Source organism: Streptomyces sp. NPDC102451 (assembly GCF_044765485.1).
GTDB lineage: Bacteria > Actinomycetota > Actinomycetes > Streptomycetales > Streptomycetaceae > Streptomyces.
Map to the genome: position 1 here is coordinate 78,231 of NZ_JBIWKD010000013.1, position 12,789 is coordinate 91,019.

Consider the following 12,789-nt stretch of genomic DNA (forward strand, 5'->3'; position numbering starts at 1 on the left):
CGGGGCGGCAGGGACGGACGTATGAATGAGGGACCATCCGCGCGATCGGAGTAGGCCCATGGACGACTATCCGCTCCTGAACCTCTTCCTGACCATGATGTACGTGTTCCTGTGGGTGCTGTGGTTCTTCCTGCTCTTCAAGGTGGTCACGGACATCTTCCAGGACCACTCGCTGAGCGGCTGGGCCAAGGCCGCATGGGTGATCTTCGTCATCGTGCTGCCCTACGTGGGCGTGCTCGTCTACCTCATCGCCCGCGGCAAGGGCATGGGGCGACGTGAGGCCAAGCAGGCGGAGGACCGCGAAGCCGCCTTCCGGCAGTACGTGAGGCAGGCGGCCCGCGACGAGGGGGACACCAAGCCCGGCGGCGACCACGTGTCCGACCTCGCCAAGCTGGCCGAACTCAAGGACAAGGGCCATCTCGACCAGGCGGAGTACGAGAAGGCCAAGCAGAAGCTGCTCGCCTGACCTGACCGGAACACACTCCCGCCCGGACGACCGCGTCCCGGGCGGGAGTTCCGCGCCCGGGCCCCGGCACCCGGGGCGGACCACCGCGCCGGACGCGGACCCCGCGACCCGTCAGCCCAGGCGGACCGGCGTGGGGGTCTCCCGCAGCGCCTCGATGACACTCTCGACATGCGCCCGTGCGGCGGCCTCCGCCGCGTCGGGGTCGCCCGCGACGACCGCGTCGATGATCGCCAGGTGCTGGGGCAGCGACTGCGCCGGACGGCCGGGACGCAGCGCGAGACGGAACTGGTAGCGCACCATCTGGCCGTTCATCCGCTCCAGCAGGGCCTGCGCGACCTTCTGGTCGCTGACCTCGCCGATGCACTCGTGGAGCCTGCGGTTGAGCACCGAGTAGGCGTCCGGGTCACCGTCCTCCACGGCCCTGTTCATCGCCGAGCCGATCCCCTTGAGCTCCTGGCGCACCTCGTCCGAGGCGTACTCCGCCGCCCGCCTGGCGCACAGACCCTCCAGCAGGGCCCGGCACTCGGTGATCTGGATCGCCTCCTCGACGGAGATCACCCTCACCCGCGCCCCGCGCCGCGGGACGAGCTCCACCAGCCCCTCGGCGGCCAGGTCCTGGAGCGCCTCCCGCACCGAGCTCCGGGTGGCCCGGAAGACCTCGGACAACTCCTGCTCGACCAGGCGCTGCCCGGGCACCATGTCGCCCGCCGCGAGCGCCTCCCGGATACCGCTGGAGACCGCGCTCCGGCCTGTCCGGCCGGTGACCTGATTCGCCGTCACCCCTCCGCCTTCCGTACGTCGTCGGGACATCGTCACCGCCGCGTGGATCTCACGCCGCGACATCAGCGATGATGCCCGAAACTTTCTCGTCAGGCATATTGTCAACAATTTCATCGACGGTTACGGTGGCGTGACAGCCGGCCGGGCGAGGCAGGCCGGAGCGCAGCCCTCCGGCCACGTACCCGCAGGCAGGACACTCAGGCACTTCGCAGAGGAACACGATGATCATCGACTGCCACGGCCACTACACAACGGCCCCGCCCGCGCTGGAGGCCTGGCGGAACCAGCAGATCTCGGCACTCGGGGACCCCGCCCGCTCCCCGCGCAGGGCCGACCTGAGGATCAGTGACGACGAGCTGCGCGAGAGCGTCGAGCCGAACCAGCTGCGGCTGATGGACGAGCGCGGCATCGACATGACGGTCTTCTCTCCCAGGGCGTCCTTCATGGCGCACCACGTGGGTGACTTCACCACCTCCGCGGAGTGGGCGGCCCTCTGCAACGAGCTGTGCTTCCGGGTCAGCCGGCTCTACCCGGACCGCTTCGTCCCCGCGGCCATGCTCCCTCAGTCCCCGGGCGTCGATCCGGCGACCTGCGTACCGGAACTCACGAGGTGCGTCGAGGAGTACGGCGCGGTCGCGCTGAACCTCAATCCGGACCCTTCCGGGGGGCACTGGACCGCCCCGCCCCTCACCGACCGCTCCTGGTATCCCCTGTACGAGAAGATGGCCGAGTACGACGTCCCGGCGATGATCCACGTCAGCACCAGCGTGAACCCCGCGTTCCACACCACGGGGGCGCACTATCTGAACGCCGACACCACCGCGTTCATGCAGCTCGTGCAGGGTGACCTGTTCCGGGACTTCCCCACGCTCCGGCTGGTCATCCCCCACGGCGGCGGTGCCGTCCCCTACCACTGGGGCAGGTTCCGCGGCCTGGCGATGGCGCTCGGGAAGCCGCCGCTGGAGGAGCACGTCCTGGGCAACGTCTTCTTCGACACCTGTGTGTACCACCAGCCCGGCTCGGACCTCCTCTTCGACGTCGTCCCCGCCCGGAACATCCTCTTCGCCTCGGAGATGATCGGCGCCGTCCGCGACATCGACCCCCGGACCGGCCATCACTTCGACGACACGCGCCGCTACACCGAGGCCGCCGGGCTGCCCCCGGAGGCGCTGGCCGACATCCAGGAGCACAACGCGCGCGCCGTGTACCCGCGCCTGGACGCCCTGCTGAAGCGTCAGGGCCGCTGAGCCCCCGAGGAACTCCCCGCGGAACGGGCACGCGCCCGGTCCTCCCTGCCCCCTTGTGCCTTTCGTGTCGTCAGGAGATTCGATGAGTGTGCCTGCCCCCAAGACCCCTGGCTGGCTGGACTGGTACCAGGATCCGTCCGTACCCGAGTTCCGGCTTCCGGCGGGCACCGTCGACGCCCACTGCCATGTGTTCGGGCCGCAGGCCGCGTTCCCGTTCGCCCCTGAGCGCAAGTACACGCCCTGCGACGCCGGGAAGGACCGGCTCGCCGCGCTGCACGAGCATCTGGGCGTCAGCCGCGCGGTCATCGTCCAGGCCACCTGTCACGGTGCGGACAACACCGCCATGACCGACGCGGTCCGCGCGGCCGGTGGCCGGGCGCGCGGCATCGCGACCGTCCGGCCGGACATCTCCGAGGCCGAACTGCGCGAGCTGCACACGGCGGGGGTGCGCGGGGTCCGGTTCAACTTCCTCCGCCGCCTGGTCGACACCTCCCCGAAGGAGGACCTGGCCACCATCGCCGCGAAGATCGCCCCGCTGGGCTGGCACATCGTGCTCTACTTCGAGAGCGCCGATCTCCCCGAGCTGGGCGACTTCTTCGGCTCCCTGCCCGCTCCCCTCGTGGTGGACCACATGGGCCGGCCGGATGTGACCCTGCCGGTCGACGGGCCGCAGTTCAGCCGCTTCCTCTCCTTCGTCGACTCCAACGACGTCTGGGTGAAGGTGAGCTGTCCCGAGCGCCTCAGCGTGACCGGCCCCGCAGCGCTCGACGGTGAGAAGCACGCCTACGCCGACGTCGTGCCGTTCGGCCGCCGCGTGATCGAGGAGTTCGGGGACCGGGTGCTGTGGGGCAGTGACTGGCCGCACCCCAACCTCACCGGCCACATGCCCGACGACGGGCTCCTGGTCGACCACGTGCCCCGGATCGCGGTCACCCCCGAGCAGCAGCACCGCCTCCTCGTCGCCAACCCGATGAGCCTGTACTGGCCCGGCGAAGGCGTCTGATCTCCCCCACCCCCGCACTCCGACAGGGACCGTCCCCCATGCAGCACGCCAATGCGGCGAACCGGCTGGACCGGCTGCCGATCTCCCGCTTCCACAAGACCACCCTGCTGGCCGTGGCCTTCGCGTACTTCTTCGAGTTCGCGGACATCAACAGCTTCGCGACGACCGCCCCCAAGCTGATCGACCTCTGGGGTGTGACGGTCGACCAGGTCGCCTATGTCACCTCGCTGTCGTTCGTCGGCATGTTCCTCGGCTCCGTCGTGGCGGGAGCCGTCGCCGACCGGTGGGGCCGCAAGAAGACCCTGCTCCGCACCACGCTCTTCTTCGGCTTCTTCTCGTTCGTCTCGGTCTTCGCGTGGGACGTGGTCTCGCTGGGCGTCTTCCGGGTGCTCACCTCGGCGGGCCTGTCGGCGATGACCGTCGTGGCGGTCATCTACGTCAACGAGATGTATCCGGCCGCCGTCCGCGGCAAGTACCAGGCGTACGCCATGGTCATCGGGATCTGCGGTACGCCGGCCACCAACCTGATCGCCAGTCTCGTCGTCCCGCTCAGCGACTGGTCCTGGCGGCTGGTCTACCTGTGGGGAGCGCTCGGCATCCTCCTGGTGCTCTTCTCCAAGCACCTCAAGGAGTCACCCCGCTGGCACGAGAGCAGGGGCGACCACGCCGCGGCCGACGCGGTCCTGCGCGAGATCGAGGCCGTGGTGAGCGCGGAGAAGGGGCCTCTGGCCGTACCGGCGGAGCCTGTCGAGGAGCCCCCGGCGGTCAAGGCGCCGCTGCGTCTGCTGCTGAAGAAGAGGTACCTCGCGCCGACGCTCCTGCTCACCGTCCTGTGGGTGACCCAGACCATCGGCTTCTTCGGCTACTCCAGCTGGGCGCCCACTCTCCTCTCCAAGGAGGGCTTCAGCGTCGAGAAGTCCGTCTTCTACGTCGCTCTCACCACGGTCGGCGCGCCCCTCGGCTCCTATCTCGCCTCCCTGGTCACCGACCGGTTCGAGCGCAAGTGGTGTCTCGTCGGCTTCGGCACGGTCATCGCGGTGTGCGGGCTGCTGTACGGGCTGACCTTCGACCCGATCCTGATCGTGATCTTCGGCTTCCTGGTGAACCTCTTCGAGCGCGGCTACACCGCCCTCGCGTACGCCTACTCCCCCGAGCTCTTCGACACCCGGAGCCGCTCCCTGGGGACGGGCATCACCTACGGGATCGGCCGGCTGTCGAACGCCGCGGGTCCACTGATCATCGCGGCGCTCTACAACCGCACCGGCTACCAGAGCGTCTTCTACTTCATCGCCGGCGTCTGGATGGTGGGCGCCGTGGCCCTCGCGGTGTTCGGCCCCCGGACCCGGCCCTCGCGGCCGGCCGTACGGGAGCCGAGGACCGTCCCGTCCGCTACCTGAGCGGCCGGCTCCTGGGCACCACGACGGGCGAGGCGTCGCCCGGGGCGCGGAGTATGTCCGCGTCCAGCCCGTACAGCTCCTTCACCAGCGCCTCGTCGACCGTCGCGGCCGGCTCGCCCCGGGCGACGACCCGCCCGTCCTTCATGGCCACGAGGAGGTCGGCGTAGCGGGCGGCCGCCGCCAGGTCGTGCTGCACCATGACGACGGTGCGGCCGGCGGCGGCCACCTCCCTGACCAGCTCCAGGACTTCCACGGCGTGGCCGAGGTCGAGGGCGCTGGTGGGTTCGTCGAGCAGGATGACCGGGGTGTGCTGGGCGAGGACCATCGCGAGCCAGCAGCGCTGGCGCTGGCCGCCGGAGAGCCTGTCCAGGCGCTCGGCGGCCAGTCCGGTCGTTCCGGTGGCCTCCAGTGCGTCGCGTACGGCGTTCTCGTCCTCCTTCGACCACTGGCGCAGCAGGCCCTGCTGGGGGTGACGGCCGTAGCGGACGAGGCCGGCCACGGTGACGGCCTCGGGCGCGCGCGGCGACTGGGGCAGCAGCGCGACGCGGTGGGCGGCCCGGCGCCGGGTGAGCTCCCAGATGTCCTCGCCGCCCACCCGGACGGTTCCCGACTCGGGGCGGTGCAGGCGCGCGACGGTGCGCAGCAGGGTGGACTTCCCGCAGCCGTTGGGGCCGACGATCGCGACGACCTGTCCGGCGGGGACGCTGAGGTCGACGTTCTCGACGACGGGCCGGCCGGGGTATCCGGCGTGGAGCGCGGTGACTTCGAGACCGGGGGCGGTCTCGGGGGGTGCTTCGGTCATGGTGCTGGTCATGCCTTTCCGGTGGCACGGTCCGGGCGGAACAGGACCCAGAGCAGGAAGGGGCCGCCGAGGACGCTGGTGACGACGCCGACGGGCAGTTCGACGGGGGCGGCGACCCGCCCCAGGGCGTCGGCCGCGGCGATCAGGGCTGCGCCGGTGAGCGCGGAGCCGGTGATCGGGACCCGGGTGGGTCCGGCCAGTCGCTGGGCCAGGATCGGGGCGGCGAGCGCGACGAAGGCGATGGGGCCGCCGACGCCGACGGCCGTGCCCGCGAGGGCGACGGCGAGGGCCAGCGCGCCCGCGCGCAGTCTGCGCAGGTCGACGCCGAGCGAAGCCGCCACGTCGTCGTCGAAGCGCAGCAGCTGGAGCCGGTGGCCGACGGCCAGGGCGAGCGGGACGAGGAGGAGCAGGACGAGCGCCAGCGGCGTACCGACGCCCCAGTCCCGGCCGTTGAGGCTGCCCACGGCCCAGAGGAAGACGCCGCCCGCCGTGTTGTCGTTCTCCCGGGACATGATCAGGTCGCTCACCGCGCCCAGGAACGTGGAGACCCCGATGCCGGTCACGAGCACGCGGTAGCCGGCGCTTCCGGCTCCGCCCGCGCACAGGACGACGATCGCGGCGGCCGCGACGGCGCCGATCGGGCCGAGCCACCAGTTCCCCACCATGCCGGTGGTGGAGCCCGCCGCGGCGGCCACGACGGCCGCGGTGGCACCGTCGTTGACGCCGACCAGGTCGGGGGTGGCGAGACGGTTGCCCGCCAGCGTCTGGGTGAGGCAGCCGGCGATGCCGAGCGCGGCACCGACGAGGAGCCCGGCGAAGATGCGGGGCAGCCTGAAGTCCCGCACGATCATCACGGTGCCCGGGTCGCCGGTGCCGAGGAGTCCGGAGAGGGTTTCCGACAGGCTCATCCCGGTCGAACTCGCCATCACCGCGAGGGCGATGAGGACGGCCACGACCGGCAGGAGCACCGCGGCGGCGAGGGCGCTGCGGCGCGGGAGGAGCCATGAGTACGCGCCCCTGCGGAGCACGGTGCTGTCGGGGGGTGTCACCTCGGCGGCACGGGCGCTGTCGGGGGGTGTCACGTCTGCGGCACCGGCGCGCGGGGTCGTCGCCCCGGCAGGTTTCAGGTCGGTCATGCCCCGGCCCCCGCGGTGGACAGGCGGGAGGAGCGGGCGATCCAGACGAGCATCGGACCGCCGACGAAGGCGAGCAGCACGCTGACCGGTGTCTCCCAGGGGCGGATGACGACCCGGGCGAGGATGTCGGCCAGGAGCATGATGTCGGCCGCGATGAGGGCGGACAGGACGAGTTGGGCCGTCATGCGGGGCCCGGTCAGCGCCCTCGCGGCGTACGGGGCCAGCAGGCCGAGGAAGGCGATGGGCCCCGCCACGGCCACCGCGCAGCCGGCGAGGAGCGATACCGCTCCGGCGACGACGAGCCGGATGCGGCCGGGGTGGTGGCCGAGCGAGCGGGCGCCGTCGTCCCCGAGGCCGAGGGCCGACAGCGGGCGTGCACAGGCCAGCGCGGTGAGGAGGCCGAGGGCCACCAGCGGCAGCAGGGGGACGAGATCGGAGACCTCGACCCCGGCGAGCGAGCCGATCGTCCAGTACCGGTAGGTGTCGAAGGTCGACTGCGTGCCGAGCAGGACGTAGGAGGTGCAGCCGTGGAAGGTGGCGCCCAGTGCGGATCCGGCCAGGACCAGGCGCAGGGGTGAGCCCGCGGTCCGTCCCGATCCGGCGAAGAGCAGGACGACGGCGCTGGCGGCCATGCCGCCCACGAGCGCCCACACGAGCAGGGCGCCCGGGGAGCCGGCGCCGAAGAACGTGAGCCCGACGACAACGGCGAAGGCGGCGCCGGAGTTGACGCCCAGCAGACCGGTTTCGGCCAGTGGATTGCGGGTGGCGGCCTGGAGCAGACAGCCCGCCGCACCGAGGCAGGTACCCACCAGGAGCGCGGCGAGCGTGCGCGGGAGGCGTACGTCCATGACGGCCAGTCGGATCTGGGCGTCGGCCCTGGCGGCGGGGTCGCCGAGGAGGAAGTCCCAGGCGCGCCCGACGGGGCTTTCACCGGTGCCGATGACGAGGGAGAGCAGCACAAGGGCCATGAGAAGTAGCAGAAGTCCCGCCGCGATCCAGGGGGTTGAGTGGTCCCGGGGCGGGGGAGTTTCGGAGGGGCGGGATCCGGCTGATCTTGGCCGACCCCCTTGCGCTATCGACATAAGGTTAGCCTAACCTAAATGCACTCGTCCGGTTCTGGCGGGTCATGGGCAGACCTATGCCCTGAAGTGGCGCGATGTGTACCGCTTCTCTCCGATTCAGGTTCGGAGGGCGCCCAGCCGGAACTGGATTCGTCTGAACGCAAACGGAGATCCAAGGCCATGGCGCCGTATTCGTCCCCCTCGTCCCGCGGAATCGCACGTCCTGTCGTGTCGGCAACCCTGTTCACGCTCTGCGCGCTCACCCTGAGCGCCTGCGGATCCGAGGACAAAGCCGACGCCGCCGGCTCGGGGGCCGCGGCGACGACCCAGGTCACGGACGCGACCGGGACGAAGGTGAAGATACCGGCCGCCCCCGAACGCGTCGTCGCCCTCAGCGAGATGGACCTGGACGCGTCCCTCGCCCTGGGCGTCGAGCCGGTGGGGCTGACCGCCGGCCGCGGCCAGAAGGGTGCTCCCCAGTACCTGGCGGACCAGGCGAAGAGCATCCCCGTGGTGGGCGCCGTCACCGGCCCGGACATCGAGAAGGTCGTCCAGGCGAAGCCGGATGTCATCCTCGCCGGGCAGCTCGCCGACGAGCAGGTGCTCGCGCAGCTCCGGAAGATCGCGCCCACGGTCGTCACCATCGACGGCACCAAGGACTGGAAGAAGGCCCTCCAGCTGACCGGCACGACACTCGGAAAGTCCAACGAGGCCGAGAAGTTCCTCGCCGACTACGAGACGAAGGCCGCGGCGCTCAAGACCGACCTCGGCACGCAGGCCGGCGCGAGCGTGTCGGTCGCCCGCTACTCGGCCAAGGGCACCGCGGTCATGCAGCAGGGCGTCTTCATCAGCGACGTCCTGAAGGACCTCGGCTTCGCGCGCCCGGGCATCCAGAACGACAAGGGCGAGGGCCACTCGACGCCGCTCAGCGAGGAGAACCTCAAGGAGATCGACGGCGACTGGCTGTTCATCGGCTCCCTGGACGCCGGCAGCGACGCCGACCTCCTCGCCGAACTGGCGAAGAAGCCCGCCTACCAGCAGCTGGGCGCCGTGCGCGACAAGCACGCGACCGTCATCGACGGCACCAAGTGGACCAGCCTCGGTGGTGCGCAGGCCGCCGTCTCGGTGCTCGACGACATCCGGAAGGCGATGGTCAAGTGAGCGCCGACCAGGAACTCACCGGCCGCCTCGCCCTCGTGACGGGCGCGGGACGCGGCATAGGCGAAGCGGTCGTGCACGCCCTCGCCGGCCGTGGCGCCCGCGTCCTCGCCACCGACCTGGCCCCGGAGGGCATCGACGGCCTGGAGAAGACGTACGAAGGCCTGGTGACCGCGCGCACGCTCGACGTCACGGACCCGACGGCCGTCGAGAACCTCGTCGCCGGGACGGAGCGCACGCTCGGTCCGCTGGACATCGCGGTCAACGTGGCCGGAATCCTCCGTGTCTCGTCGGTCGCCGACCTGTCGGACGAGGAGTGGGCGGCCACGTTCGCCGTCAACACCGACGGCGTGTTCCATGTGTCGCGCTCGGTCTCCCGCCGGATGGCCGAGCGGGGTTCGGGAAGCATCGTCACGGTGGCCTCCAACGCCGCGGGCATCCCCCGTACGGAGATGGCGGCGTACGCGGCCTCCAAGGCGGCGGCCGTGATGTTCACCAAGTGTCTCGGCCTCGAAGTGGCGGCCCGGGGGGTGCGGTGCAACACCGTCTCCCCCGGCTCGACCCTGACCGACATGCAGCGCGGCATGTGGACGGCGGGGGACGAGGACGCCGCGGCCCGCCGCGTCATCGAGGGGGACCCGGCCACGTACCGCACCGGCATCCCGCTCGGGCGGATAGCCGACCCCTCCGACATAGCCGACGCCGTCGCCTTCCTGGTGTCCGACCGCGCCCGGCACATCACCATGCACGACCTGTACGTCGACGGCGGTGCCACCCTGCGGGCCTGAGCCCGCGCCGCCACGTCATCCTGCCGACGCTCGAGCCTTCCCCACTGGAGACCACCCATGTCTGCATCTCTGCGCGTCCCTGCCGCTCCGCCCCCGCTCGACTCCCCCGGCGCGGCGACCGCCCTGCTGGAGGCCTACCGGCCCGGCACGGACCGCTTCCTCGCGACACCCGCCCACACCCTGCTCGGCTCCGGCACCTCGGCGCTGGTGCCGCACGACGCACGGCCCCTGCCCGTGCGGGTGCAGGAGACCCTGGACGCCGCCCGGAGTGCGGGTGTCCCCGCCCCGGTTGTCGTGGGCTCCGTACCCTTCGCTCCCGGCGCTGCGGCGGCACTCGCCGTCCCGGAGACCGTCCGCTGGGCGACCGCCCTGCGGACGGACCCGCTGATCGCGCTGCACGGTCCCGACGCCGGTGAGGGCGACGAGTGGCGGATACGCGAGGTGCCGGCCGCCCAGGAGTACTCGGCGGCGGTCGCCGCCGCCGTGGAGCGGATGCGGGCCGGTGAGTTCGACAAGGTCGTCCTCGCCCGCACCCTGGAACTGACCTCGGCGCGTGACCTCGATCTGCCCGCCATGCTGAGCCGGCTGGCCCGGCGCGACCCGGGCGGTTACACCTTTGCCGTTCCCAGCGGCCCCGGCCGTACGCTCGTGGGTGCGAGCCCCGAGCTCCTCGTGGCCCGCCGGGGCAACGGTCTCGTCGCCAACCCGCTGGCCGGATCCGCGCAGCGCAGCAGCGATCTGGCGGAGGACGTCCGCAGGGCGGCCGCGCTGCTGGACTCGCCGAAGGACCTGCACGAGCACGCGGTCGTGGTCGACGCCATCCGTGAGGCCCTCGCACCGTTCTGCGTGCGCCTGGACGTGCCCGAACGCCCCACCCTCGTACGGACCGCCGCCATGTGGCACCTGTCGACGACCCTGACCGGGGAGCTGCGCGACCCGTCGTCCACCGCTCTGGACCTGGCGTCGGCCCTGCACCCCACCCCCGCGGTCTGCGGCACGCCGACCGATGTGGCCCGTCAGGTCATCGCGGACTCCGAGCCCTTCGACCGCGGCGCGTACACCGGCATGGTCGGCTGGCAGAACGCGGACGGCGACGGCGACTGGGTGGTGACCATCCGCTGCGCCGAGGCCGAGGGCCGCACCCTGCGGCTGTTCGCCGGCGCGGGCGTGGTGGCGGAGTCCTCACCGGCCGCCGAGACGGCGGAGACCGCTGCCAAGTTCCGTACCTTCCTGAGCGCCGTGGGAGCCGCCCTGTGAACACTTTCCAGGCAGCCGACGCGCCCACCTGGCCCGAGGAGTTCGCCGAGCGCTACCGCGCGGCGGGCCACTGGCGCGGCGAGACGTTCGGCGGGGTGCTCCGCGAGCGCGCCGCCGCGCACCCCGACCGCGTCGCGGTCGTCGACCCCGCCCCCGAACGCCGCACGTGGACGTACGGGGAGCTGGACGAGCGGGCCTCCCGGCTGGCCGCCGGCTTCGCGGCGCGCGGCATCTCGCCCGGCGACCGGGTCGTCGTACAGCTCCCGAACACCGCCGAGTTCATCGAGGTCGTCTTCGCGCTCTTCCGGATCGGCGCGCTGCCCGTCTACGCGCTCCCGGCGCACCGGGAGACGGAGATCGAGTACTTCTGCTCGTTCACCGAGGCCGTCGCCTATGTGGTGCCCGACCGGCACGCCGGCTTCGACCACCTCGCGCTCGCGACGAAGGTCAAGGAGCGTACGCCGAGCCTGAAGCACGTCTTCGTCGTCGGTGCGCCTGGTGAGCACACCGCCCTGTCCGAGGTGCCGTGCGCGCCCACCGGGGCCGGGTACGAGCCGGAGCCGCACGATCTGGCGTTCCTCCAGCTGTCGGGCGGCACCACGGGGGTCCCCAAGCTCATCCCGCGTACGCACGACGACTACATCTACTCGCTGCGCGGGTCCAACGAGATCTGCGGCGTCGACGGCGACACCCGCTTCCTCGTCGTGCTGCCCGCCGCGCACAACTTCCCGATGAGCTCCCCGGGCTGGCTCGGAACCCTGTACGCCGGGGGCACCGTGGTCCTGTGCCCCAGCCCCGACCCGGCGACGGCGTTCCCGCTCGTGGAACGCGAACGCGTCACGATGACCGGGATGGTGCCGCCCCTCGCGCTGGTGTGGACGGAGGCGGGGCAGAGCACCGGGCACGATCTGTCGAGCCTGGAGCTGATCCTCGTCGGGGGCGCCAAGTACAGCGAGGCGGCGGCCCGACGGCTGGAGCCCGCGCTGGGCTGCCGGCTCATGCAGGTCTTCGGCATGGCCGAGGGTCTCGTCAACTACACCCGCCTGGACGACGACCACGAGACCGTGGTCACCACACAGGGTCTGCCGATCTCCGAGGACGACGAGATCCGTGTCGTCGACGACGCGGACGAGGACGTGCCCGAGGGGGGCTTCGGGCACCTGCTGACCCGTGGTCCGTACACGATCCGGGGCTACTGGCGGGCGCCCGAGCACAACCGGAAGTCGTTCACCGAGGACGGCTTCTACCGAACCGGCGACATCGTGCGCCGCACCCCGACGGGCCACCTGGTCGTCGAGGGCCGTGCCAAGGACCAGATCAACCGGGGCGGTGAGAAGGTCGCCCCGGAGGAGATCGAGAACATCATCCTCGGCCATCCGTCGGTGCACGACGTGTCCGTCGTGGGGGTGGCCGACGCCTACCTGGGGGAACGCTCCCTGGCCTACGTCATCCTGCGCGACGGCGCCGAGCCGCTGAAGCCGGCCGCGATCAAACGCCTCGTGCGTGAGCGCGGTGTCGCCGCGTACAAGGTCCCCGACCTCGTCGAGTTCGTCGAGGCGTTCCCGCAGACCGGAATCGGCAAGGTCAGCAAGAAAGGGCTGCGCTCCGACGCGGTCCCCGGCCCCGCCGCCGAACCTGCCCCCCAGCACTGAGATCAGCACCGAGTTCCGCCCAGAGCGGCACCGAAAGGTTCC

General features: G+C 71.6%; 13 protein-coding genes. 8 read left to right on the plus strand and 5 right to left on the minus strand.

Annotation, left to right across the window (positions count from 1 at the left end; translation table 11 throughout):
- Positions 1-58 precede the first annotated feature (58 nt).
- On the plus strand, positions 59-466 hold the full coding sequence (locus tag ACIRD8_RS26010) for a PLDc N-terminal domain-containing protein (RefSeq protein WP_403996174.1): 408 nt from the start codon (positions 59-61) through the stop codon (positions 464-466).
- 111 nt (positions 467-577) lie between these two features.
- Here ACIRD8_RS26010 and ACIRD8_RS26015 read toward each other — a convergent pair whose 3' ends face one another.
- Both ACIRD8_RS26015 and ACIRD8_RS26020 read right to left on the minus strand, forming a co-directional pair.
- Positions 578-1,276 (minus strand): GntR family transcriptional regulator, encoded by a 699-nt coding sequence (locus ACIRD8_RS26015; protein ID WP_403996557.1) that lies wholly within the window; start codon positions 1,274-1,276, stop codon positions 578-580.
- Between the two features lie 19 nt (positions 1,277-1,295).
- Positions 1,296-1,475, minus strand: a complete 180-nt coding sequence (locus tag ACIRD8_RS26020) for a hypothetical protein (protein WP_403996177.1) — start codon at positions 1,473-1,475, stop codon at positions 1,296-1,298.
- Here ACIRD8_RS26020 and ACIRD8_RS26025 point away from each other — a divergent pair.
- From ACIRD8_RS26025 to ACIRD8_RS26035, 3 genes are all read left to right on the plus strand, one after another.
- The gene (locus ACIRD8_RS26025; protein WP_403996180.1) at positions 1,468-2,493 is read left to right on the plus strand and encodes an amidohydrolase family protein; all 1,026 of its coding nucleotides are present in this window, start codon (positions 1,468-1,470) and stop codon (positions 2,491-2,493) included. The two genes, ACIRD8_RS26020 and ACIRD8_RS26025, sit on opposite strands and share 8 nt — an antisense overlap.
- Positions 2,494-2,575: 82 nt before the next feature.
- Positions 2,576-3,496, plus strand: coding sequence for an amidohydrolase family protein (locus tag ACIRD8_RS26030; RefSeq protein ID WP_403996183.1), 921 nt, complete (start codon positions 2,576-2,578; stop codon positions 3,494-3,496).
- 38 nt (positions 3,497-3,534) lie between these two features.
- Entirely contained in the window at positions 3,535-4,893 is a 1,359-nt protein-coding gene (locus ACIRD8_RS26035) for an MFS transporter (protein WP_403996186.1), read from the plus strand.
- On the opposite strand, the gene ACIRD8_RS26040 is transcribed toward ACIRD8_RS26035, so the two are convergent.
- From ACIRD8_RS26040 to ACIRD8_RS26050, 3 genes are read right to left on the minus strand one after another with little or no spacing between them, the layout of a single operon-like run.
- Positions 4,886-5,695, minus strand: coding sequence for an ABC transporter ATP-binding protein (locus tag ACIRD8_RS26040; protein WP_403996189.1), 810 nt, complete (start codon positions 5,693-5,695; stop codon positions 4,886-4,888). The two genes, ACIRD8_RS26035 and ACIRD8_RS26040, sit on opposite strands and share 8 nt — an antisense overlap.
- An 8-nt stretch (positions 5,696-5,703) precedes the next feature.
- Positions 5,704-6,831 (minus strand): FecCD family ABC transporter permease, encoded by a 1,128-nt coding sequence (locus ACIRD8_RS26045; RefSeq protein ID WP_403996192.1) that lies wholly within the window; start codon positions 6,829-6,831, stop codon positions 5,704-5,706.
- Positions 6,828-7,913 (minus strand): FecCD family ABC transporter permease, encoded by a 1,086-nt coding sequence (locus ACIRD8_RS26050; protein ID WP_403996195.1) that lies wholly within the window; start codon positions 7,911-7,913, stop codon positions 6,828-6,830. Before ACIRD8_RS26050 ends, ACIRD8_RS26045 begins: the two co-directional genes overlap by 4 nt.
- Positions 7,914-8,072: 159 nt before the next feature.
- Here ACIRD8_RS26050 and ACIRD8_RS26055 point away from each other — a divergent pair, with 159 nt between their 5' ends.
- From ACIRD8_RS26055 to ACIRD8_RS26070, 4 genes are read left to right on the plus strand one after another with little or no spacing between them, the layout of a single operon-like run.
- The gene (locus tag ACIRD8_RS26055) at positions 8,073-9,053 is read left to right on the plus strand and encodes an ABC transporter substrate-binding protein (RefSeq protein WP_403996198.1); all 981 of its coding nucleotides are present in this window, start codon (positions 8,073-8,075) and stop codon (positions 9,051-9,053) included.
- Positions 9,050-9,838: a 2,3-dihydro-2,3-dihydroxybenzoate dehydrogenase gene (locus tag ACIRD8_RS26060; RefSeq protein ID WP_403996201.1), complete on the plus strand. Its 789-nt coding sequence runs from the start codon at positions 9,050-9,052 to the stop codon at positions 9,836-9,838. The genes ACIRD8_RS26055 and ACIRD8_RS26060 overlap by 4 nt, the downstream gene beginning before the upstream one ends.
- Before the next feature lie 57 nt (positions 9,839-9,895).
- Positions 9,896-11,095, plus strand: coding sequence for an isochorismate synthase (locus ACIRD8_RS26065; protein ID WP_403996204.1), 1,200 nt, complete (start codon positions 9,896-9,898; stop codon positions 11,093-11,095).
- Positions 11,092-12,747, plus strand: a complete 1,656-nt coding sequence (locus ACIRD8_RS26070) for a (2,3-dihydroxybenzoyl)adenylate synthase (protein ID WP_403996207.1) — start codon at positions 11,092-11,094, stop codon at positions 12,745-12,747. Before ACIRD8_RS26065 ends, ACIRD8_RS26070 begins: the two co-directional genes overlap by 4 nt.
- Positions 12,748-12,789: the final 42 nt, after the last annotated feature.